Below are 21,769 nucleotides of genomic sequence, written 5' to 3'. Positions count from 1 at the left end.
ACTGGTCGGCGAGCCCCGCCGCAGCACCTCCCACCTTGTCTGGGGTTACGCCTCGCTGCCCGTCTCACTCTCCGCGCGCGCGGATCACGGGTGAGCTATCCTCCGCGCATGCGCGGACAGTTCACCGGTTGGCCGGAGCAGGCTATGGACGTGTTGTGGCAGCTCCAGGGCGAACCGACCCACGCGACCCGCGAGCGCTACCGCGCGGACCGCGAACGCCTGGTCCGGCAGCCGATGATCGCCCTGCTCAACGAGGTCGCGGACACCGACCCCCGGTACGAGGACTTCTCCGTCTGGCACTACCGCACCGACTCCTGGTGGTGGCAGCACCAGGGCGCGGTGATCCGGCTCGGCCGCAAGATCGAGATCGGTCTCCGGTTCGCCTTGGACGGCCTGCGGATCCAGGGCGCCTGGTGGTACCCCGATCCCGGCCAGGTGGACATGTTCCGCAAAGCCGTGGCCTCCGAGGGGAGCGGCCGCGAACTGTCCGCCATCGTCAAGGACGTGCGGAAGAAGGGCTACGACATCTCCGGGGACGTGATGAAACGCCCCCCGCGCGGCTACCCGACCGACCACTCCCGTGCGAACCTGCTGCGCCACCGTTCGCTGATCGCCGCCCGTCCCCTCGGCTGCGAGGAGTGGCTGCACACCCCCGAGGCGGTCGACCGGGTCCTCTCGGCCGCCGCCGACCTGGACGCCCTGCTGATGTGGCTGGTCCGCCACGTGAAACGCACCGCCTGACATCACGAGGGCGCCACGCGGCACGGGAGGAACCACGCCCGTGCCGCCGGCCCCCGCACTCTGACGGTGATGCGCACTTTCAGTGCCGACCGGTCGTCCATAGCCCCGATAACCGTCCGGCACCTCGGCCAGGGGGACGGCACCGTCGAAGATGGGCCCCGGATCGAGGGCCCCGGAGAGCGCATCCGGCAGGAGTTTGGGAATGCGGGCGCGGACCGGGGCGATGCCCCCGCGCAGCGTGATGTTGCGGTCGAACATCCGGCGGCAGAACGACCTCCGCATTTCCCGCCGTACGGCACCCCCACACAGCCGACCGCACAGCCGTCCCGGGTGATAGCGGGCCGTGAGACACCGCAGGTCAGCGATCTGCCCGTCCGGAGCGGCCTCAGCAAACCTGGCGGGGATGCGCCGCGAGCCGAGACAACCGCAGATGGAGCAGCGTGAGACACCGCGAGAAGTCGCAGGTCACAGCCTCTGCGTATGCAGCGAAGCGCGAGACCCTACAGCTGTCACTGTGGGATCTCCGACTACGTGGCCAAATCTCCTAACTCATGGCCACTCGGTGGCCGGTGGGCCACAGATCTGAGCCTGACCGGCCCACCCTTCGGCGTGATCCTCGGCATGAAACGATGTCGGAATGGATCAGGGGGTAGCTGCCGTACTCGCGGCGCTGATCGCGGTGGCAGGTGTGGCGCTTGGTCTGTTCGGCGCCCGCTGGCAAGCACGCAGTATGCAAGAGCAGGCGAACGCAGCCATCGAGGCGGTCAGGGCACAAGGCCGAGACCAGAACGCACAGTGGCGACGAACCGTAAGGCGCGACGTGTGGGTCGAATATCTCGGCGCCGTGGATGAGTTCAGGCTTTCTGCCGGAGTCGTGGCCGAGCATCTCGCCGATGAGAATCTGCCGGAGGCCGAGCTGGCGCTCGAAGCGACTTATCCTCGCTCCGCGAGCGCTGCAGACGCATATCGCAAGATCGAGCTTGAAGGGCCCGAGCAGATCGTCTCTAAGGGCTATGCCCTACAGAGCGCCATAGTCAACACCATCTTCGAGTTGGAACAGGCACTCACTGCTGCGCGCTCAATGGGCGTGCTCGAAGAAGCCGGGGAGCGTGAGGAGCGTGAGGTTCCCTCTGATCAGGATCGGCCGATCGCGGCGATTCTCAGTTCCCTACGCGAGCTGCGGGCAATGGATTCCCGCGATCCAGGCCGCACGGAGTACGGGCAGCAGCTCGGCCTCCAGATCATCACCTTGGGCCTGCTATCCGCCTCTGATACCGGGGCCCTCCTGTTCACCTACAGTCAACAGCTGTCGCTGAGCGAGGCCCTGGAGCGCTTCCCGCACGGGCGGTGGCTCCATTTCCACGAAGTGCGCACAGGCTTCGTTCAAGCGGCTCGCTCTCATCTCGATGGCAGCCCTTGAGCCTGCCCCGGCGCGGGGAATGTCAACGCTCGGGCCGGGCACCGGTCCGCGGATTCGGAGACGTCCGTGAGACTGGTTGGCCGGTCACGGCGGGAGACTCGGACGGAGCCACTAGGTCACAATGTCGCTGCGGGACACGAGTCGCGAGACCCTACAGTTCACCCAATCGAGGCGTTTGACAAGGAACCTAGTTGCTCGGGCTTCCTTGCCAGCGAACCTAGGGCGAACGCGCTAGGAGCGTCATTTCGCGGGGCTGGTACTGGTTCGCGGCGACCAGTCATCAAGCAGGACCGTCCGGTCGCTCGGAGAGTTGCTCATGCACTGCAGGACTCCGGATGAGTTGGCGCGATCACGACAGTGATCTCACAAGCCGGAGTGGACACAAGCCAGACCGGAGACGCTATCCATGAGCCAGCAGCAGTACCAGCTCATCGCCACCGGCATGACCGGCGACGCTGACGACCTTGTGCGGCGTGTACGAGGCGAGAATCCCAGCGCGCGAGAACTGGACAAGATCGCTGCGGCGCATGCATCACATAGCGGAGTCTGGCATCGACTCTGGCTGAATGAGCAGGCGGGGGTGCTGTTGTTTCTGGAACGTGCGGCTTCCGGCAACGGCGCGACTGGCGGGCTGAAGTTGCATCAAATCCCACTGCACTCAACATCCTGCACCCGGGTGCTGACCCGCCTGACGGCTGCGGTGCTGGCTCGGCTGGCTAGCCCTGCCGACAGCTACCAGGGCCGCCCGGAGGCCCGACCCGACGTCGATCGAGACATCGGCGCGCTCGTACAGCTGTTCCGCGTACAGCTTGCACGGATGCGGACCGACTATTCCCATCCCAACAAGCTGTGGGAGGCGGTCCACGCCCAGATCGAGCGAGCAGGCGACGAGCAGCGGGCCACTCTACTCACGGCGTTTCTTGGCTGGTACCTGGAAAATATCTACCCCGATGACGTGGACGGTTACAATCAGGCAGAACGGGATCTGGGATACGACGGCGAAGAAGGCCCAGCCTGCGGCTACATTGACCCTCGCTTTGAAGCCAAAGCAATCCGGGACTGGAGGCGGTACCGGCACAAAGTCCGCTATAAGGCTCCCCAGCCCAAACTGGAATCGGTCCCGAGCGAAAGACACCGCCGTCGGCGAGGAAACAAGCACTGGTACTACGAGTTCCGAGCCCTCGGCCGCCACCTCACCGAGCATCAGATGCTCAAACTCCGTGCGAAGCTGCCTGGGGCGGACGTCAGCTCCGACTCCCTCGTGCTCGACCAGTGGACCGACTGGAACGAACACCCAATCTTCGGGACTGAGGACGAGCTCATTCCCCAGTACTTCGACGCCGGTCTCCGCTTCAGCCAGGAAGGATCACGCACTCTGTGGCTGCGGCTCCCGGCCACTCTCGCCCACCAGATAGCCCCCTACGAAGACAGACTTGCTGTTACGACCACGATCGTCGGTGACGATCTCTTGGTGAAACTCCACCGCCTCGAAGAAGACGGCGAGCTCTCCTACCTGTACCACGACCCGCGTCCGTGGCTGGAGGAACTGCTGCCCCTGCGCGACGACTTGGCCGGAGGCGACGTCCGCGCGCCGGCCATCGCCTGGCGCGCCTCCAATGTGACCCGCGCGTACACCGAGGCACCGGAGTGGCCACCTATGCCAGACGGGCTGGACGAGGACGAACGCAGCCCTCAACTGCAGGCACTTGTCCGGCTACTGGAAGAGACCCCTTGAACGCACGCCCCAGATATCACTGGGGCCGCGGACTTGCCCACACAGCAGCGGCTGCGGCTATCGCTTACATCACCAAACGATCGCGACTCAACGCATACCGCAAGGTAGTTCGGGCAACCGGCGATCTCCCGTCGCGCTGGCCGATGATCGTAGAATCACCGCATGTCGGTCGTCTCGCACCTGTACCACGGTGAGTTGAGTGACTGGTGCGAGGCGCGGCTGTCCGGATCGTCCGAGGCGGCCCGGGACATGGCGGCTCAGGTCCGTGACCGCTTCGTCACGCGCCCGGAGGGAGCGGTCGACAGACATCACTGGAGCCAGGCCGGCCGTGCCTTCACGCTGCGCCTGGCCGCACTGATCCAGCCCGCCCCACCCTATGCGGCACTGTTGGGACTGGCTGGCGCCGGGCTTGTCTCGCGCTCCTGGGCAGACGCCCAGGCGGCGCGCTATCCCACCCACGCTGGTCTGCCTGAGGATCGCCGCGAGCGGGCACTGGATATGCGTCCGACGCCGGGCGGCTGGATCGACCTCAAGACGGCACGAGACGCGGGGGCGACAGTCGGCATGGTGTTCACCTCCGCGGAGCGGGGACACCGCGGTTTCTCGCGTCCCGGCCTGCCGGACGAACCGGTGCTCGGCGAGTTGTTCAACCGGATGCGCGACTACTTCGCCGCGCACGCCCCGCTCGGCCGGCTCGGCGGGCCAGGGCCGGAACGGGGCCTGGCCCGGCTGTGCTGGATCCTCGCCGCGTTCCAGTACGCCTATCGCAACAAAAGCATCGAACACCCGCTGTTCCGAGTGTTCCGAGAGGACGTTCCGAGCGTCGAGGAACTGCACCGTAGCGCGCACGACGAGGCGATCGCCGATCCCCTGGCCCTTACGCGGCGGCTGATCACCTCGGGTGCCCTGGAGCAGATGCGCCGCCTGGCCGGTGATCCGCCCATCGGCACGCCCTGGGGCATCACCTGCCCGGTGATCTTCGACCACTGGGACGATCACACCTTCGTCCTCGACGGCCCGGAGGGCGCGACCCTGCTGGAGATCGCGAGCGTGGTCACCGCCGACGTCGCCACCGGCCGGGCGCGCCGCCGCATCTGGAAGCTGCTCGCCGGCGCGTGGCTCGACACTGCCGACACCTTCCGCATTCGCACCCTCGCCGTGTACTTCGCGCGACACGGCGTACTGGTCGTCTGGCCGGTGGCATCCCTGGCCGAGCTCCTGCTCGAGGGCCGCGACCCACAGGAGGCCAGGAACGAGTTCGTTGGTCTGGCGACATGCCTGCGCGACAAGGATCGCGCCCGCCGGTCCGCGTGGCGCGCAGGCCGTGACCTGTAGCAGACCAGCAGGGCCAGCCCGGCAGTCGCTCGTGGGAGAGGGAGCCCACTCCCCATAGGAATCCGCGTCACTGCACCCGCCTCGGCCGTCCGGCATAGGCACCGGTGCGGGCAAGATATTCTTCGGGCTCGCTCGATCGAGTGTGATGGGTCCTGGCGAGGTCGCAGGGTACGAAATCCGGGCATGCGTGAGGCCCCAAGAATCCGCCGCGGCTTGGATCCCTGGGGCCTCATGTCGTGGGTCAGGTTCGGTCAGTCCTCGGACACGTCGCCGTCGGGACGACGTCGGCGTGCTGCCAGGACCGCGCCGCCACCGGCGGCGATCAGGAGGCCGGTACTGCCGAGCAGCCATGGGGTGGCGTCGGCGCCGGTGTGGGCGAGCGTGCCCTCGGGAGCTGGCACCGAGGCACTCGACGCGGCCTGGCGCGCGACCGGGAAGTCGGACGCCGAGGCGGACGGCGAGGCGGACGGCGAGGAGGCTCTGCCGTCCTTACCAGGCTTGCCCTGAGTCGGATTGTCCGACGTCGGCTCGTCCTGGTTCGGCTTGTCGGACGGCTTCTCCGAGGGATCGGGCCTCGGCCTCGTGCTGGCGGTCTTGGCGTTGGTGATGGTCACGGTGACCGAGTCGCCGGGCTTCGCGGTGAAGGTGCGCGAGGGCTTGTAGAGGTCGTACCCGGCAGGTGCCTTGATCTGCTTGCCCCAGAAGCTGGTGCCGGTACGGCTGTTGACGGGCAGCTGTGCAGTGGCCGTGCCGTTGGGGCCCGTGGTGAGCGTGAGGACGGTCTTGTCGCCGATTCCGATGTTGACGGTGGATCCGGCCAGCGGCTTGCCGCTCTTGTCGTCCCTGGCCTTCAGCAGGAGGGAGGCGGGCTTGAAGGGGTCGATGATCGTCAGCGGTGCGTCGGCGCCCGGAGTGACGATGACGTCCTGGTCGTCGACCACGTCATGCAGCGGGCTGCCGCTGGAGACCTCCCCAAGCCGGTAGACACCCGGGGCCAGGTCCTTGAAGGCCAGCTGGCCGTCTGTATCGGTCTTGCCGCTGGCGGCCTGCTGGCCTGTGGAGTCGAGCAGGGTGAACGTGGCGCCAGCGAGAACGTCTCCTCCGGGATCCTTCTTCAGGATGGTGATGCCGCCGGTCGCCGCCACATTCAGCGGGGTGATGCTGGTGGTCGGTGTCGGCTCGAGGGTCTGCGCCGAGGCAGCGGGGGCCAAGGCCATCGTGCCAGTCACGGCTGCGACGGTGATGGTCGCGGCGGGAAGGCTGCGGGCAGAGCGGGTGCGCAAGTAGGAACTCTCCTGGGTGAGACGCGGGCAGGGCTGCCCGTCGGTAGCGAGCGGGGTGAGGCCGGTCAACGGGTACTTCGGGACGGCTGGCCCGTCGGGGAGGGCGGTGCCGGACGGGCTCGCGCTGGACGGTGTGTGGGGGCGTTGATCGCGTAGCGGCGGGCGGCAGCCCGTACGAGGTTCTGCTGGTCCTCGATGGACAGCGCCTGGATGCAGGCCAGGCCCTGGGCAATGGAGAGGCCGAAGGGTGAGCCCGCGGGTAGGCCGGCGGCTTCGACGATCTGGGCGGCGGCCTCGGCTTCAACGAGGACGCCGTACTCGGCGGGAATGTTGAGCAACTCGGCGGCGTGGTAGCGGAAGCCGTCGATGGACTCGGTCAGGGTGAAGTCGTCTTCCATGACGTTCTCGACCAGGTCGAGCATGGTCAGCGTGGCGGAACGCAGCCGGGCTCGGAAGTCCGGGTCCGTGAGCCAGGGGCCCTGCGGTCCCGGCAGGGAATGGGCCTCGGGCTCGGCGGTGCGAGTGACCTCGGGCTGCGGTCGGCGCCGGAGGGCCAGCCAGCGGGGCAGGGTCATGTATCTCCGTGGTCGGGAAGCGGGTCAGCGTTTTCGTGTTGCTGAGGCGCCGGCCGGGGCAGTGGGGACGTTGCGCGCCGTACGGCTCCGGCTGCGTACGGGCGGAGTGGTCTTCCAAGTACCGGGAAACCAGACCGCCGTGTACTGCTCGATCGCCGCACGCAGATTGGCGACGTGCGCGCCCTGCCACGGCACCCAGTCCGGCCGGTCTTTGAAGACCCGGATGATGCCGTAGCCGATCTGCCCCGGTTGCGTGTTGCGGGCTGCGTCACGGTGGGCGAAGGTGCCGTGTTCGGTGAACGACAAGGCAACGGCATCGAGTTCACCCTTGTCCGGGTGGATGACGGCTAGGCGCAGGCCCCCGTATTCGTCGGCGACGATCGTCCGTGAGAAGTCGATGCGCAGCCGGAGTGGGCTGCTGGGCAGCGGAGTGGCGTAGTACGTGCCGCCGACGACCGAGCTATCGGCGAACGGGAGCGCGAGGTGCTCGGTGAAGAACTGCTGGGCGTGCAGGGACACTTACGGAATGCCTTCTGGCGTGCGGTGGGGGAGGGATCGTTCAGCGGCGCGGGCCGGTACCGGCTGCGGTGGGAGCCGCGGCAACGGTGGTGGTGCTCCAGCGAGGGACGCTGCGGGTGCCGAGGGTCGGCGGGCGGCGGGCGGCGGCGCGCTGGACGTCGAGCGGAGTGGGTACCGGGGGTGCGGATGGTGTGACGGGGGTGAGCTGTGCGGATTCGCGCAGCCAGGGAAGCAGCGAGTCCTTCCAGCGCGGCAGTGGCGCCGGGTCGGCCACACTCTGGGTGATGGCCTTGACCAGGGCAGTCGGGGTGTGGGTGGAGGCGGTGGCATACCAGCGGGCGTGACCGCTCTTCGGGCCGCCCCACAGATGCCAGCGGGCCTGAAGGGTGGTGAGTTCCTTCTCCGGGTCGAGGCGGCCGGTGGTGTATTCCAGGGTGGCCATCCCGTCGGGGGGCTGGAGTTCCATTACGCCCCAGCGCGGGTGCTGGAACTGCCAGCCACCCTTGATCAGCGGGACCACGGCGTCGAAGGCGCCTAGCTCGGGATCCTTGAGGTCGGGCGGGGCGAGGTAAGTGTCGGGGCCGGCGGTGTATGCCTGGGCCAGAGCAGTGGTGAAAGCGGTGACAAACTCTGTGGGCGCCATGTCGTTGAAGCTGACGCCCCACGCAGGCGGGCCGAAGCGGTCGCGGTAGGCGTTGATCCGCCACAGTCCGTCGTCGTCTCCCTCAGGCAGGAACCCGAGGCGGATGCGGTGGTCGGGCGCCGTGACGTAAGCGTTGCCGAGGTCGTCGTGACGCAAGTCGAAGCCGAGCGCGAGAAGAGGCTCCAGCGCGGGGTCTCCGATGGCGGTGCTGCCGGCGAGGTAGCGCGGGGATACGTAGACGTCGCCGTAGATTTCTTCGGTGTCGGGCACGAAAGTTCTGAGCGTCGGGGTGGTGTCGAGCGAGGGCAGGCGAGATCAGTGGCTGGCGCCGCGAGGGGCTGCTGGTGAGCGCACGGCGACCGGGCCGGAAGGGAGCAACTGCTCCTCCAGATCAGCGGGTTGGCCGGTGTAGTGCAGGGTGCGCAGGCCCAACTCGGCGGCGGCCTGGCAGTTGTCTTCGCGGTCGTCGATGAACAGGACGCGTCCGGGGTCGGCAATGCCGGTGGCCACAAGCGCGTGTCGGTAGGCGGCCGGGTCGGGCTTGCACAGGCCCAGGCGTGCCGAGTACAGGGCGTCGGTCATCAGCTCGCGCCGCCAGTCGGTGGCATCAAGGATGTCGCTCAGGAAGTGCGGGGCATTGGAGAGCAGCACCATGGGCAGCCCCGTGGCGTGAGCGCGGCGCAGGATGTCGAGGATGCGGTCGTCGGTGCGGATCCACATGGCGGCGTCGGCTGTGCGCAAGGTGCGCAGCCAGCGTGCGCCGGGGTGGTGGCCGAGGACCTTGGCCCAGTAGGCGAGGTCGCTGAGTTCTCCGGCGTCGTACGCCTCTCTAGGAGCCCAGAAGGCGTCCTGGAAGGCGGCGATGTGCCCGCTGGGCCATTCGGCGAGGTCGGCGAGGCGGGTCCACATTGCAGGGGTGGGCTGTCGGCCCAGAACACCGTTGTAGTCGATGATCACGGCGTCCGCACGGGTCGGCGTAAGGGAAGTGCTGGTCAAGGGGTGGGGTTCTCCAGGGCTTTGCGGGACAGGGCGGCGACGGCGGCTGCGAGGAGGGCGGGCAGCAGCAGCGCGTGGGGCAGGGCGGTGAGGGTGGCGAGGGCGCCGATGAGGGCGGGGCCGGCGAGCAGTCCGGCGTAGCCGGTGACCGAGACGGTGGCGACGGCGCCGGGGCCGCCGCGTCCGGCGGCGGTGATCAGGCTGGGGATGGTGACGGACAGGCCCAGGCCCAGTGCCGCCCAGCCGGCCAGGGCCGCCGGGACGGTGGCCAGGGCCAGGCCAGCTGTGAGCCCGGCCGCGGCAAGGACGGCCCCGATGCGTACGACCATCGGGGCGCCGAAGTGGGCGATGAGGCGGTCCCCGGCGAGCCTTCCGGCGACCATAGACGCGCTGTAGAGGGCGAACGCGGAGGCGCTGACCGCCGTCGAGGCATCCAGGCTGTGCAGGTGCACGGCCGCCCAGTCGGCTGCGGCCCCCTCCCCCAGCAGACACGCTGCGGCCAGTGCCCCCAGCAGCCACAAGCGCGCCCGGGGCAAGCCCGGCGAGTCCTTCGGGTCCGGCGTACGCCGGGATATGGCGGGGGTAGTGGGCTCGAGCATGCCGAGGGTGCGGGCCACTGGAGCCATGGCCACAGCAGCCGAGGCGACGGCGAGACCGGTGACGGCGAACAGCCAGGTGTGGGAGGTGTGGGCGCTGAGAGCGGCGAGTCCGGCCCCACCGAGCGCGCCCAGGCTGTAGGCGGCGTGCAAGGACGACATGATGAAACGTCCGAGTCGGTCCTGGCAGCGGACCGCCGCGGCGTTCAGAGCCACGTCCAGCACACCGTGCGCGATACCGAACACGAACGCCCCCAGAGCGAGGGTGAGCGGCGTGCGACAGACGCCGATCACCGCCAGGGCGGCGGCGAGGCCGACTGCGCCGCTGGTCAGCAGCAGCGGCTCCCGGGCAGGAGCGGCAAGACGCCCGCCGACGTGAAGGCCGATGACCATGCCGACGGCGGCGGCGAGCAGGACCAGGGCGAGACCTGCGGTGCTCAGGTCGGCCGCCTGCTGGACGGCTGGCATCCGTGCGCCCCAGACGGCCATCACGACCCCGAGCGCGGCGAAGTACCCCGTCAGCAGACGGCGGCCGTGGACCGGGGCGTGAGCAGTCGTCGTGCTCACGTGGCCGAGTCCGCGGGGACGGCGGTCGGATGCGGGGCGACCTGGACAGTGAGGTGGCGGTATGCCTCCTGGGAACGGTCCTGGGCCACGTCGGCGGTCGGGCCGGTGGTGATCAGGAACCCGATGCGGGCGGTGAACAGGTCGCCGTCCGGCGGCAGCATCAACTGGTCGCCGACGTCGCGGTGGAAGTGGGCCCGCTCCAGCCACGGCGCCTGCTCGGCGAAGCCGTCGGTGAGGTGGCGTGCGGTGAGGGTGCCCGGGTGGGCGGGGTAGATCATGCGGATCGCCGCTGCCCGGCTGTGCGTCCGGGTGAGGTCCGGGGCACGTCCGCAGGCGATGTCCGCCGCCACCCGGGCGAGGTCGACGCCGGTGGCGAGGTGCACGAGGTGGCCGATCATGTCCCCGCCGAGGCGGGCGTTGACCTCGATCAACCGGGGGCGGCCGTCGACGAGGCGGAGTTCGACGTGGCTGACGCCGTCGGTGACGCCGAGGGCCTGCACGGCGGCCTGGGCAGTTGGGGCAACAGTGGCCAGCAGCGGGTCGGCGGCGTCGACGGCGTGCGTGATCTCCTCGAAGTACGGCGGGAGTCCTACCGTCTTGCGGGTGACGGCGACCACGGTGGTGGTGCCGTGGTAGGTGACGCATTCGACGCTCACCTCCGGACCGTCGAGGTATTCCTCGACCAGCACCTCGGTGCCCTCGGCCCCGAGGCGGGCGGCCTGGGCGGCGAAGGCGTAGGCGTCCGGCAGTTCTTCGGGGGTGTCGACGCGGATCACGCCGGCGCTCGCGGCACGCGCAGCGGGCTTGAGGACGATTGGGTAGCCGATGTGCTGTGCGGCGCGGGCCGCCTCGTCACCGGTGCGGACGCCGTTCGAGGTTGCCGAGGGCACCGCGTGCCGGGCGAACAGGGCACGGGAGGCGGCCTTGTTGCGGCAGCCCTGCATCACCTCCGGGCCGGGGGTGGGCAGGCCGAGGCGGCGGGCGAGGCGGGCCACGGGCACGAGGTACCACTCGGTCCACGTCATCACCCCGGCCACCGGATGCCGCTCGGCCAGGGCCAGTGCGGCGGCGCTCAGGGCCGCCTGGTCCGTCGGGTCGGCGACCTCCCAGTCCAAAAGGTAGGGGCGTTCCCACGTCGGTTCGGCATCGGTGATCAGGACGACGTCGTAGTGGGCGGCGACGTTCTCAAGGCAGTACGCGCGGTATGCCTCGGACTCCATGTCAGCGGCGGCGACGATCAGGACGACGGGGCGAAACGGCAACAGAGTGCTCCAAATTTGCGTTGTGGTGAGGGGAGTTGGTCTGGTCTGGTTCGCCGTCGGGTCAGGGGATACGTCGGCGGCGCAGTTCGAACGCGCCAGCCCAGTCGGGGTGATCGGCGATCAGCTTGCGTGCGTACAAGGCCGTGAAGTTGTTGTTCAGCCCTCGCAAACCCTGCGGGAGTCGCCAACGCAGCGCTTCGAAGAGGGCCTTCAGTCCGATGCGGGTAGCTCCCGCCGCTATCCGGTCTGCGGTGAGCCGCTCCAACGCGCGGTAGACGTATGGGTGTTCGGTGTCGAAGTCGTGGAACTGCTCCGTGATCGTTCGCCTGTCGATACGAAGGCCAACAGGTTCGGCAAGCGGCAGGACGTCCTGCTTGACGGCGTGGGGCATAGGAATCGGGCAGCCCTCCAGGAAGGCGGACGGGTGGGCGAGGCGGGTGCGAGGTGGAGGTCAGGCGGCTGACGGGCGCAGGTCCGGGAGGGTGCGCAGCCGGGTGAAGGCGGTGGCGAGGCCGATTGCCTGCAGGACGGCGCAGGCGGTGATCGCATGGCCGAGCTGGCTGGGCGGGATGGCGGCAACGAGCAGGCCGGCGGCTGGGAAGGGCGTAAGGAGCAGCAGGATCGTAACCGCGAGGGTGTTGCCGAAGACGTCGGCGGGGATCAGGTGGGAGCGCAGGGTGCGCAGCACGACGGTCATGCCGCTTTCGCCGGCCATGAAGAGCGCGATCAGCGCCAGATAGGCGGGGTAGGTGTGCGTGAGGGCGAGGGTGAGGCAGGCCGAGGCCGTGATCGTCGCGCAGACGGCCCCGGCGGGCCACAGACCGCAGCGGTCGATGGCGTGGCGGCACAGGGAGATCGCGATCAGGGAGGCTGCGGCGGCTGCCGACCAGAGCAGGCCGACATCGGCGCTGGAGTGGCCGAACTGCTGGAGGACGATCACCGGGGCGGCGGCCTGCAGGAGGCCGACGGCGAGGTTGGACAGCGTCAGCCCCGCGACGAGCCAGCCGAGTGCCGGCAGCGCGCGCAGGGTCTGCCAGCCCGTCTTCCATCCCTGCCGTACGGCCGCCGGGGTAGTGGCGTGCTGGTCGGTGTGCTGCTTGGGGGCGAGGGCGGCGGCGAGCAGGGAGAAGGCGGCGGTCGCGGCGAGCATGCCGGTGGCGCCGGTGTGGGCGAGGAGCAGTCCGGCGAGCGCGGGTCCGGCCAGGGTCGCCGTCTGATCGATGCCGAGGAGCACCGACTGCACACGGTGAGCACGCGCACCGGCGGTACGGCTTGCCAGCCCGCCCGCGGTTTCGGCCGCGACGTAGCTGAACTCGGTGAGCACACCGGTGCCGGCGGCGAGCGCCATCACCGTGATTGTCTTCCCCAGCCCGCCCGTCTGGGCCTCAAGGAGCAGCGCGGCGGTCAGGACGAGGGTGGCCCGGGCGGTGGCCGCGAGGCGGAAGACGCGGGTGGTGCCGTGGCGGTCGACCAGGGCACCAGCCACGGCGAAGGCCATCAGCCTCGGCGCCCATTCCAGGGCGAAGGCCAGGCCCGTGAGGGCCGCGGATCCGGTGGTGGCGAGGACCAGCAGGGGGATGCCGTACGTCGTCATGGCGAACGCGGCGGCGTCCATGCTGCGCGGGAGATAGACACTGCGCAGCAGGGGGGAAACCTGTCGGTGGGAGGGCCGGTTTCCGGTACGGGCTCTCACGCAGCGTGCTCCGTCTCATCCGCCGCGTGGGAGGAGCGGGATGCCGCGGCGTTAAGGACCTGCGGATGCGTCTGGAGCCAGTCGGCCAGAGTGGTCCGCAGCTGACCAAGCGCGAAGGCCGCCTCGGTGGGGAGGACGGCGCCGTTGTCCCCGAGCAGTTTCAGGGTGTGTTGGACGCGGGTGACGAAGTCCCTCGCCGTGTTGGGGTATTGGTGAGTGCGGGACCAGCGGGCGACGGTGTCGTACACCGAGGCGAGGTCCTCGCCTGCTTCGGTGAGCCGGTAGCGGGCCGGTGCGTGGTCGGTGAAGTGCACCAGGCCCAGTGCGCGGGCGACGTCGATGGCGTAGCGCAGCTGGTGGCGGGTGAGGTCGCCGAAGGCGCCCTGGAGGCTGCCGCGTCGGTGGCTGATGGGGCCGTTGTCGTCGATCTCGCTGACCAGCCGGATCAGGGATGGCAGGGACAGGGTGTTGATGACCTGGCCGGTGTGCGGGTGGTTGAGGATCGCGGTGCTGGTCACCGGCGCGGGCCTCCTGCCGGAGAGATCGCCAGGGGGCGGGCGGGTATCGGGTGGGAGAAGAGGTCGCCGGGCTGCCACGGTGTGGTCGGGGCCTTGGCCATCTGGCCCGGGGCGGGCGCGGCCGGTGGCGCGGGCAGTCGGGACTGGGTGGTCAGCCATGGTCCCGAGCGGGCTGAGGAAGACGGTGTCAGGGCCTGGCCCCACAGGGAGTGGGTAGCTTCGGCGAGGGGGTATCCGGCCGCCCACGCGGAGAGGGCCTGGTAGACCGGGGCGAGGGCCCGCCCGCTGGCGGAGAGCTGGTAGTCGCCGGCCGGTGTGGTCTCGGCCAGCCCGTCGTCGATCACCCGGCGCAGCGGCGGGTAGACGCGGCTGAGGCTGTAGTGGGGCATGACCTCGGCGGCCAGTGCCTTGGCGCTCGCCGGCCCGCGGGCTTTCAGCGCCCACACCAGCGGCGTGGAATGCCGCGGGCTGATCAGAGCGATCGTGTCCTCGATGTTCTGTGCCACCGCGACCGGCTGCGGCTGAAGCTCGCCGGTGGCCTTGTCCCGTACGAGAGGCTTCTCCAGATGCGTGTCCCCCCAGGCGGCGAGCACAGGCAGGACGGGCATCAGGTCGGCGCCGCGACGGGTCAGTCCGTAGGTGACGTGCCGGGGGGTGTGCTCGGTGCGTTCGACGAGACCGGCGTCGACGAGCTTGCCCAGCTTCGGGTGGAGCTGGCCGTCCGCGAGCAGAGCGAGCTTTGCCTTGACCTCGCTGTAGCGCAGCGGCTGGGCGGCGAGGGTCATCAGCACCCACACGCTCCAGCTCGGGGCGAGCATCTGAAGGCTCTCGGTGACGCGGGACAGGTCGTTCAGGGTGGTGCGGGACAGACCGGTGGCGGCCAAGGGGGAATCTCCTCAGGCGGGGCGATGGGTCAACGGGTGCGGGCGACGGCACGCGCGGGAGCGGGAACCGGTGCGGCAGTGGGGGCGGCCGGCGCGGGCTCGGGCTTCGCGTCCGGGGCGGGGACGCGGTGCAGGCTGGCCAAGACGCCGCTCAGGGTCTTGGCGTGGGCGTCGCGGGTGGCGACGGCGTCGGAGATCCGGCGCGCGCAGTCGAGGATGTGACCTGCCTCGAAGGTGCCGATCTCTCGTTCCGGATCGGCCAGTTGAAGCAGCCGCTGGCGTTGGAAGTCGATGTTGCGCTCGGCGAACTGCAGGTCGGTGAGGCCGGCGATCAGGGCGGCGAGCATGCTGCCGTCGGGGTTGAGGCCAGCCAAGGTTCCGAGGTCGGCCAGCGGCTGGGCGTACAGGTCCTCGATGCGCTCGGCGATCGTCTGGGCCGTGGCGTCAGGTGCGGGCAATCGGGGCTTTCACGGTCGGGGCCCTCGCACTGCCCCGGCTCGGATGTCGGCCGGGGCAGGCGGAAGGGCGGTGGTGGTCGTCGGCTGCGTGAGCCGTACGGGTCGGCGTGGCACCGGCCCGGGTGGAGGCATGGTGCGCAGCAGCTGGCCGAGGGCGGCGACGTATCCGTTGCGCCCGGCCAGGGCCGCTTCCATCCACTGGGCGTCGAAGCGCAGGTCGTCGGCGGACAGTTCGCTCATGTCGCGATCGGCGGCGGTGGCCTCGTGGACGCGGTCCCGTACCCAGGCCACCTGCTCCTCAGCCACCACGAGGAAGGAGCGCAGCTCCAGCGCCCGCCGCAGCGCCGCGGACGCATGGCGGCTGGACGCCTGCGTGTACAGCTCACGCACGGGGGCGCCGAACGTCTGCTCCAGCAGGCTGTCCTGGCTGGAGGTCTTGTCGGTCACGCTCACCGGGCCGCCCCGCGTACGGGTGCCTGCGCGGTGTCCGGCACAGACGGTGCGGTGGTGGGCAGGGCCGGGCCCCGGCGGGCGGTGGGCGCCGTCCCGCGCCACGCCCCCGGGCTGCGGTTCCCGATCGCCTGAGGGTCGAGGAGGTGGCGCACCGTCATGGCGCGTCCCTCCCGCACGGTGTGCGCGCTGTTCACCGAGTCCGCGAGCCGCATGACGTGTTCGGGCAGCTCGACGAATTCGCCGTCGGGCACGGTGTCGACGTGGTGGGCGAGGGCTTGGGCAAGGGCGTCTTCGGCCCTGTTCAGCACCTGCTGGGCCTCGGTAAGCAGCCCGTGCCAGCGCACGATCGTGGTGGCTTCCGGGTGGGCCTGCGGGGCGGCGACTACCGCGCGTCGCAGCTCGGCAATCGGCATCTGGAAGCGGGACTGGATCTGCTCGGTCAGGACGCCCAGCACGTCGTCGGCGTCAGGCACAGCGCAATTCCTTTCCGTTGGATTCGAGGAGACAGGGCGTGGCATTTCCACGGCCCAACCGCCTTACAGACGAGTGCGATTCAGGGACATTCGGCAGAGAGGGGCAGACTGGTTAGTCCAGGCACATGCGGACATCGCGATAGACGTAGGTCCCGGAAACCCAGCCCTTGACGCCGGTGGTCTTGTCGGTGATGTACACCCACTTCGCACCCTTGGTGGTCTTGTGCACCGTGAACTTGTGCGACTTGTAGAGGATGCCGACGGCGGTGGACTTGGTCGTCGCCTTCTTGCGGATGGTCACGGCGTTGGTGCCGTGGACCGCCCACGGGAGGTATGGCTTGCTGGTGCAGGATGACGCGGGCATCGCAGTGGCGACGGACGTCGGCGCTGCGGTGGCCGCAGAAGCCGACGCGAGGGGCAGGGCGAGCTCGCCGAGCAGTGCAGCGGATATCGCAATTCGGGTTGAGTGCATGGGAAATTGAGCTCCATGTCAGGAAGAAGGAACAGAGAATGCAGGCCGGACAGTTGCCTGTGCGGGCCGGATTCAAGAGTCCGGAGAATCCCCGGTTTCGCTAACCGGGGATGGAGTGCTATGTTTCGCCGCCATCAGACGACGCGGCGTGAAGTCGCCCTAAAATCACCGGGTGTTGCTGCTGCCATCAGCGGCCGGGACGGCGCGGTGGTGTCGGCGGCACGGGGCGCGCCTGGGCCACAGGCTGGGTGTTCTGGCGGGCGGGAGGGGCAGGTGCGGGCAGCGAGGCGGGTTCGCCGCTCCAGTGTGCTTCCCACCAGGTCGTGGCGGCCTCGAAGGTGGCGAAGCCGCCCTCGCGCAGGGTGTGCGTGAAGGTCTCGGTGTCGGTCTGTTCCAGCAGCACCCGGAAGGGCATGGGCGCCCGTTCGTCGAGGGCCCGCAAAAGCACGGTGGTCTCGACGGGCCCCATGTCGTGGGTGTAGCTGTGCAGGAGGGAGAAGTGGTCTCCGTCCCGGCGCAGCCGTTCCTCCAGTGCACGGGTGGCGGCGTCGGCGGGCGTGGTGCCCAGCTCCTCGGTCAGGAGGATCTCCTCCTCGGGGCACCCGCGGGCGATCAGCCAGGACTGGGCCATGGCCGACAGGGGCAGTTCAGCGCGGTCGAAGCGGAACGTCCGCGCGGTCGTGTCGCGCTTGAGGTGCAGGGCGACGATCTGGGGGTCGCCCGGCATGCCCCAGGTGGCACTCCCGTCGTGCATGACGTAGTAGCTGTGCTGGCCGTCGTTGGTGTGGTGCTCGGCCAACACAGTCGAGCAGTGCTCCACGAAGGTGATCTGCAGCCGGAAGCGATCGGCGACGCGGTCATTGGCGGCTTCGTAGCCTTCGAGGCGGAAGTCCGGAGTGGTGTCAGGGCGGAGTTCGGGGATGTACTGGGGCATCGGTGGTTTCGGGTGGGCTGGTGCGGGGTCAGCGCCGACGGGCGGAGGGAGCTGGCCAGGCTCCGGGCCGCCGCTCGGGCGACGCTGCCGGTGGCCTGGGTAGTCGGGGTGAGGCGAGAAGCGCACGGCCGTCGTCGGTGAGGGTGACGGGCTGCCCGGCGTGCAGCGGATGGGCGTCGTCGCGCACGACGAGACCGGCCGCCTCAAGTCGCTGAAACTGGCTGTAGGCGAGGCGGGTACCGGATGCGGTCACGACCGACAGGTGCTGGGTGAGCAGGTGTTCGTGCAGCTTGGCGCCCTGGGCGATGGCCAGCAGGGCCGCGTGATCCGGCGCTGGCAGCTCCGCTGGCGGACCTGTTCCACTCGAACGAACGGCAGCCTCGATGGGTTCGAGCGCCGCCACGACCTGTTGCTCGCGCTCGTCGCGGGTGGCGGCGGCCTCTTCCAGCGTGGCGACGGTGCGGTTGATGCGCGAGAACAGGGCCTGGTCGACCGCGAACTCCCCGGAGGCCAGCCGCTGGAGCTGGACTCGGTAGAAGGTCACGCCGTGTTCGGCCTGGACCAAGGTGCGGTGGGCGTCGACCAGGCGGCTGCGTGGCTCGTCGAGGAGGTCGCGGTCGCGGTGCTGCCACAGTTGGTCGATGCTGTGGCCGACGGCCAGCTCGATGCGGTGATCGAGCGCCGTGAGCGCCTTCTTCGCCGGCGCAGGGGCAGGGGTGGCAGGCATGAATAGGACTGGTTTCTCGGTGGGGGCGATCACGACGGCGCATGGTCGGCGGGGGTGTCGCCGAGGGGAATGCGGACACCGAGGTGAGAGCCGTCGCGGGTGTGTACGGCGGGGCCGAGCCGGGCGAGGAGGCGCAGCATCGGCGTGTTAGCGGCGTGGAGGTACGCAGTCAGGGTGTGGGCGCCACTGCGGCGGGCCTGGTCGGCGGCGTGCCGGGCCAGCAGGGTGCCGATGCCGCGGCGCTGGTGGGCGTCGGCGACCTGCAGTCCGAGATCGACGACGCCCGCTTCGTGGCTGACGAGCCCTGCCGAGACCATCGCGAGCGGACGGCCCTCGGCGTCGAGGCCGATCCAGACATCGCAGTGGTCCAGCAGCCGGGTGAAGTCGCGATGGGTGATTCGGGTCCGGCCCCAGCGCAGGAGCAGGTTCGCCTCGGAGCAGTCCTGGTGGAGGGAATCGGCCAGGGGCCGGTCCGCCTCGGTCGCTGGGTGGATCGTGGCGAGGACCGGCTGGTGGATCAGGGGGCGAAGCCCTGCAGAGCGATCAGCACGGCACCGCGCCGGTAGCCCTTGACTTCCCGGTCTTGATCCATGGCGCAGGCGTACACGTTGTTCAGGGCCAGGAGCTTGGCCAGGCGGGCCTCGGTCAGTCCGGCGTACGGGCCGCGCCCGTCGGAGCCTCCGGCGAGGTCGCTGAGCAAGGCGATGAGGTCCGCTGCCGTCAGGGCGGGCGGATCGCCGGCGGCGGCGAAGGCGTCACGGCAGGCATGCAGGATCGTTTCGGGCTCGCTCCCGCAGTGCAGCGCGAAGTCCTCCTGGGCTTCGGTGGCCTCGGAGACCGGCGCGCAGCAGCAGGGCTGGGACACCAGCCGGGTCAACTCCCCTTCGAGCCGCAGGCGTTCGGCGAGCCGGTGGGCGAAGGTGTCGGGTCGTTCGATGGCGAGGACACCATCTGCGTGGTCGCCGACGAGGGCGTCGAGTGCCTCGTCGAGGTCGTAGCAGTCCCGGGCGATCTCCAAGATGGCCAGGTGATGCTGGTTGGCGGACGGGGGCTCGACAGCCAGCGCCTCGGCGACACGGTCGAGGATGAAGGACAGGCGGGTCAACGGACAGGGCCTTTCAGGGGAGTGTGCGTGGGTGCGGCTGAGGGAAGGCCGGGCACCGCGTAGGGCGGCGGGCCGGGCTTGGGGATCGGCGGCCGTTGCGTGTCCAGCTGCGGGGAGCGGGCGCGGGCGGCGTGGGTGCGCGCGCCTGTCGGGCGCCGGGCGATACCGAGGCGGGCGCGGGCCGTTTCGTACACGTCGTGCCGGGCGCGCGGGCGTACGGCGACGACGTGGATCTCGGTGCGGTGCGTCGCGCCGGGTGGGGCCGGGCGCTGGGCGTAGACGATGCGCCAGGCGTTGCGGTGATCGACGTAGAGCTTGCGGCACCCGGTCAGCTCCTCGGTCAGCTTGCCGCCGAACAACTGGGCGTTGACGACCTTCTGGAGCTGGTCGAGGGCCAAGTCGCGTATGTCGCCCGGGGCCTGGAGAAGGTCGGTCAGAGCCCTCGGGTCGAAGGACAGGCCGAAGGCCGGCTGGGGTTCGGGATCGCTCATGCGGCGGCCTGGCCCGGCTCGCCGACCGTGGGTGGCTCGTCGGCGGGGGAACTCGCCGCCCGGGTGGAGGGTTTGGGCCCGGGCAGCAGGCGGTGGGCGGGCCGGTCCGGGTCGGTCATGCACGCGGACAGCGGCCCGCCGGGGGCGCGAACGGTGGTCATGGCATGGGTGAGGAAGTCACGGTGCCACACGAACAAGCCGCTGGGTCCGGCTTCGGGGTCCTTGTGCTGCTGGTAGGCCAGCCACAGGGCATGCAGCCAGGCGACGACACAGTCGTGTTCCTGCCACTGCTGGCACCAGGGCGTGGCTGTGGTGACCTCCGCGCCGTAGATGGGCATGAGGAAGTCGTCCACCCAGTCGCTGAGGCTGTCGAGTTCGTCCTCGTACTCCTCGCCGTCCAGTTCCAGGATCGGGCGCGGCTCCGGTGGGGCGGGCGGTACCGGCAGGCCGGCGAATCCCGGGAGGCCGAAGCTGTCGAACGCGCGTGGTCCGGTCTCCGTGGACAGGCTGTCGAGCTGCTGGGCCTGCTGGGCCGACTGCTTGAGCAGCTTGCGCACGCTGGCCTCGATGCTTTCCAGATCCGTGTCCGGCAAGCGGACCGGTTCCATTTCCCCGTCGTCGTTGGGGTTTATGGGTTCAGGCACGAAAGTGTCCTCCTTGAAGCCGCTTCCCATGGGCTGGGATGGCGGCTCCAACCATCCGGAAGATCCCCGGTTTCGATAACCGGGGATCCGGTGCTATAACGCTTGCACTCATGACCGGGAAGGAATCCGGTGATTCAGATTCCGCCCAGGTCGGACAGCCCCTGCGGGTCAGGAGGACAGGACGAAGTCGTCCTGATTCAGGGTCTGTTGCAGGGTTCCGGTCAGCCGGTCGGCGGCGATCGTCGCGTAGTGCTCGGTCTTCTCGACCCCGATGAAGTCACGGCCTTCCAGAAGGGCGGCGACGCCGGTCGAGCCGGAGCCGGCGCAGAAGTCGAGCACCGTGCCCTGCTCGGGGCAGATCTTGACGAGCTCGCGCATCACCTCGACCGGCTTCTGGGTGATGTGCTGCCGGTTCTTGCCCGACGGCTGCGAGGCGCTGTAGAGGCCGGGCAGGTAGACCGGGTTGCGGGAGGCGTCGATGGCACCCTTGGAGGCCCAGACGATGAACTCGCAGTTCTGCGTGAAGCGGCCCTTCTGGGGTCTGGCCTGCGGCTTGTGCCAGGCCAGCACACCACGCCACAGCCATCCGGCCGCCTGGATCGCGTCCGTCGTGGTGGGGAGCTGACGCCAGTCGGTGAACAGAAGCGCGGTGCCGCCAGTACGGGTGAGCCGGTGCGCTTCGGTCATGATCTGCGTCAGCCAAAACCCGTACGAGCGCTGGTCCATGTTCTCGCCGGTGAAGTCCGGCAGGTTATGGCCGGCGTCGGCGGAGGTGTACTTCTGCTTCGCGCTGCGGGAGGTGCGCTCCTTCGCCGTCCGGCCACCGGAGTTGTACGGCGGGTCGGTGATGACGGAGTCGACACAGCCTTCCGGCAGTTCGGCGAGGACGCTGAGCGCGTCGCCCTGGTGCAGGGAAAAAGGCAAAGAGATACCCCAATTTCGGGTCGGGTGAGATGAGGGGGGAAGACCTCCGGCTCACGCATGTAACCCCGGGCAGGCCGAATGCGGGCATGACGGCACCGCTGACCTACGAAAGTGGGGTGGCGAGGGGAGGAGCCAAAACTGTAAGGCACGATCCCCGGTTGAGACGCATCGCCGCCTTCCAGCCCAGGAAGTCAGGGCTTGATCGCCCGCGATTTCGGCAACCGGGGATCCGCCCTTACTGTTTTGGAACTGCCCCGGCGAACACCGCCGATGGCGCAATCCCTGCCCCCTGCCTTCATGGAGATTTCCCCGTGCCCCGGC

The 21,769-nt window shown here is 69.5% G+C and carries 26 protein-coding genes; 4 read left to right on the top strand and 22 right to left on the bottom strand.

The window, feature by feature from the left end:
• Nucleotides 1-108: 108 nt before the first annotated feature.
• From L3078_RS34260 to L3078_RS34240, 4 genes are all read left to right on the top strand, one after another.
• Nucleotides 109-741 carry a DUF2461 family protein gene (locus L3078_RS34260; protein ID WP_239757799.1) on the top strand — a complete coding sequence of 211 codons (633 nt, stop codon included), beginning with the start codon at nucleotides 109-111 and terminating at the stop codon, nucleotides 739-741.
• Between the two features lie 637 nt (nucleotides 742-1,378).
• Nucleotides 1,379-2,161, top strand: a complete 783-nt coding sequence (locus L3078_RS34250; RefSeq protein WP_239757798.1) for a hypothetical protein — start codon at nucleotides 1,379-1,381, stop codon at nucleotides 2,159-2,161.
• Nucleotides 2,162-2,567: 406 nt separating this feature from the next.
• Nucleotides 2,568-3,896 (top strand): hypothetical protein, encoded by a 1,329-nt coding sequence (locus tag L3078_RS34245; RefSeq protein WP_239757797.1) that lies wholly within the window; start codon nucleotides 2,568-2,570, stop codon nucleotides 3,894-3,896.
• Nucleotides 3,897-4,058: 162 nt separating this feature from the next.
• A complete protein-coding gene (locus L3078_RS34240) occupies nucleotides 4,059-5,231 on the top strand; it encodes a hypothetical protein (RefSeq protein ID WP_239757796.1) in 1,173 nt (390 codons plus the stop codon).
• Between the two features lie 251 nt (nucleotides 5,232-5,482).
• On the opposite strand, the gene L3078_RS34235 is transcribed toward L3078_RS34240, so the two are convergent.
• The 22 genes from L3078_RS34235 to L3078_RS34130 all read right to left on the bottom strand — a co-directional run bounded on the left by L3078_RS34235 (nucleotide 5,483) and on the right by L3078_RS34130 (nucleotide 21,448).
• The gene (locus L3078_RS34235; RefSeq protein WP_239757795.1) at nucleotides 5,483-6,460 is read right to left on the bottom strand and encodes an MSCRAMM family protein; all 978 of its coding nucleotides are present in this window, start codon (nucleotides 6,458-6,460) and stop codon (nucleotides 5,483-5,485) included.
• A gap of 119 nt (nucleotides 6,461-6,579) precedes the next feature.
• Complete coding sequence (locus L3078_RS34230; protein WP_239757794.1) at nucleotides 6,580-7,089, bottom strand: hypothetical protein; 510 nt, start codon at nucleotides 7,087-7,089, stop codon at nucleotides 6,580-6,582.
• Between the two features lie 24 nt (nucleotides 7,090-7,113).
• The gene (locus tag L3078_RS34225) at nucleotides 7,114-7,608 is read right to left on the bottom strand and encodes a hypothetical protein (protein WP_239757793.1); all 495 of its coding nucleotides are present in this window, start codon (nucleotides 7,606-7,608) and stop codon (nucleotides 7,114-7,116) included.
• 40 nt (nucleotides 7,609-7,648) lie between these two features.
• Nucleotides 7,649-8,521, bottom strand: a complete 873-nt coding sequence (locus L3078_RS34220; protein WP_239757792.1) for an SPDY domain-containing protein — start codon at nucleotides 8,519-8,521, stop codon at nucleotides 7,649-7,651.
• Nucleotides 8,522-8,566: 45 nt separating this feature from the next.
• Nucleotides 8,567-9,247 (bottom strand): HAD family hydrolase, encoded by a 681-nt coding sequence (locus L3078_RS34215; protein ID WP_239757791.1) that lies wholly within the window; start codon nucleotides 9,245-9,247, stop codon nucleotides 8,567-8,569.
• The gene (locus tag L3078_RS34210; protein ID WP_239760572.1) at nucleotides 9,244-10,332 is read right to left on the bottom strand and encodes an MFS transporter; all 1,089 of its coding nucleotides are present in this window, start codon (nucleotides 10,330-10,332) and stop codon (nucleotides 9,244-9,246) included. The genes L3078_RS34215 and L3078_RS34210 overlap by 4 nt, the downstream gene beginning before the upstream one ends.
• A 74-nt stretch (nucleotides 10,333-10,406) precedes the next feature.
• Nucleotides 10,407-11,630 carry an ATP-grasp domain-containing protein gene (locus L3078_RS34205; RefSeq protein ID WP_239760571.1) on the bottom strand — a complete coding sequence of 408 codons (1,224 nt, stop codon included), beginning with the start codon at nucleotides 11,628-11,630 and terminating at the stop codon, nucleotides 10,407-10,409.
• A gap of 103 nt (nucleotides 11,631-11,733) precedes the next feature.
• Entirely contained in the window at nucleotides 11,734-12,063 is a 330-nt protein-coding gene (locus L3078_RS34200) for a hypothetical protein (RefSeq protein WP_420864133.1), read from the bottom strand.
• Nucleotides 12,064-12,123: 60 nt separating this feature from the next.
• The gene (locus L3078_RS34195; protein WP_420864132.1) at nucleotides 12,124-13,365 is read right to left on the bottom strand and encodes an MFS transporter; all 1,242 of its coding nucleotides are present in this window, start codon (nucleotides 13,363-13,365) and stop codon (nucleotides 12,124-12,126) included.
• Entirely contained in the window at nucleotides 13,362-13,883 is a 522-nt protein-coding gene (locus tag L3078_RS34190) for a hypothetical protein (protein ID WP_239757790.1), read from the bottom strand. Before L3078_RS34190 ends, L3078_RS34195 begins: the two co-directional genes overlap by 4 nt.
• The gene (locus L3078_RS34185) at nucleotides 13,880-14,767 is read right to left on the bottom strand and encodes a winged helix-turn-helix transcriptional regulator (RefSeq protein ID WP_239757789.1); all 888 of its coding nucleotides are present in this window, start codon (nucleotides 14,765-14,767) and stop codon (nucleotides 13,880-13,882) included. The genes L3078_RS34190 and L3078_RS34185 overlap by 4 nt, the downstream gene beginning before the upstream one ends.
• A 29-nt stretch (nucleotides 14,768-14,796) precedes the next feature.
• Nucleotides 14,797-15,225 (bottom strand): hypothetical protein, encoded by a 429-nt coding sequence (locus L3078_RS34180; RefSeq protein WP_220645619.1) that lies wholly within the window; start codon nucleotides 15,223-15,225, stop codon nucleotides 14,797-14,799.
• A gap of 9 nt (nucleotides 15,226-15,234) precedes the next feature.
• On the bottom strand, nucleotides 15,235-15,678 hold the full coding sequence (locus L3078_RS34175) for a hypothetical protein (RefSeq protein WP_239757788.1): 444 nt from the start codon (nucleotides 15,676-15,678) through the stop codon (nucleotides 15,235-15,237).
• A complete protein-coding gene (locus L3078_RS34170; protein WP_220645621.1) occupies nucleotides 15,675-16,151 on the bottom strand; it encodes a hypothetical protein in 477 nt (158 codons plus the stop codon). The genes L3078_RS34175 and L3078_RS34170 overlap by 4 nt, the downstream gene beginning before the upstream one ends.
• Before the next feature lie 112 nt (nucleotides 16,152-16,263).
• Nucleotides 16,264-16,623: an SH3 domain-containing protein gene (locus L3078_RS34165; protein WP_239757787.1), complete on the bottom strand. Its 360-nt coding sequence runs from the start codon at nucleotides 16,621-16,623 to the stop codon at nucleotides 16,264-16,266.
• A gap of 187 nt (nucleotides 16,624-16,810) precedes the next feature.
• Entirely contained in the window at nucleotides 16,811-17,557 is a 747-nt protein-coding gene (locus L3078_RS34160; protein ID WP_239757786.1) for a hypothetical protein, read from the bottom strand.
• Between the two features lie 28 nt (nucleotides 17,558-17,585).
• On the bottom strand, nucleotides 17,586-18,284 hold the full coding sequence (locus L3078_RS34155; RefSeq protein ID WP_239757785.1) for a hypothetical protein: 699 nt from the start codon (nucleotides 18,282-18,284) through the stop codon (nucleotides 17,586-17,588).
• Between the two features lie 29 nt (nucleotides 18,285-18,313).
• Nucleotides 18,314-18,778: a GNAT family N-acetyltransferase gene (locus L3078_RS34150; RefSeq protein WP_338059576.1), complete on the bottom strand. Its 465-nt coding sequence runs from the start codon at nucleotides 18,776-18,778 to the stop codon at nucleotides 18,314-18,316.
• A gap of 23 nt (nucleotides 18,779-18,801) precedes the next feature.
• On the bottom strand, nucleotides 18,802-19,389 hold the full coding sequence (locus L3078_RS34145; protein WP_239757784.1) for a hypothetical protein: 588 nt from the start codon (nucleotides 19,387-19,389) through the stop codon (nucleotides 18,802-18,804).
• A complete protein-coding gene (locus L3078_RS34140; RefSeq protein WP_239757783.1) occupies nucleotides 19,386-19,880 on the bottom strand; it encodes a type II toxin-antitoxin system RelE family toxin in 495 nt (164 codons plus the stop codon). The genes L3078_RS34145 and L3078_RS34140 overlap by 4 nt, the downstream gene beginning before the upstream one ends.
• On the bottom strand, nucleotides 19,877-20,488 hold the full coding sequence (locus tag L3078_RS34135; RefSeq protein ID WP_239760567.1) for a DUF4913 domain-containing protein: 612 nt from the start codon (nucleotides 20,486-20,488) through the stop codon (nucleotides 19,877-19,879). Before L3078_RS34135 ends, L3078_RS34140 begins: the two co-directional genes overlap by 4 nt.
• Before the next feature lie 204 nt (nucleotides 20,489-20,692).
• Nucleotides 20,693-21,448 carry a DNA-methyltransferase gene (locus tag L3078_RS34130; RefSeq protein ID WP_239757782.1) on the bottom strand — a complete coding sequence of 252 codons (756 nt, stop codon included), beginning with the start codon at nucleotides 21,446-21,448 and terminating at the stop codon, nucleotides 20,693-20,695.
• Between the last annotated feature and the right edge of the window lie 321 nt (nucleotides 21,449-21,769).

The organism is Streptomyces deccanensis (assembly GCF_022385335.1).
GTDB lineage: Bacteria > Actinomycetota > Actinomycetes > Streptomycetales > Streptomycetaceae > Streptomyces > Streptomyces deccanensis.
This window is presented reverse-complemented; position numbering and strand designations above follow the sequence as displayed.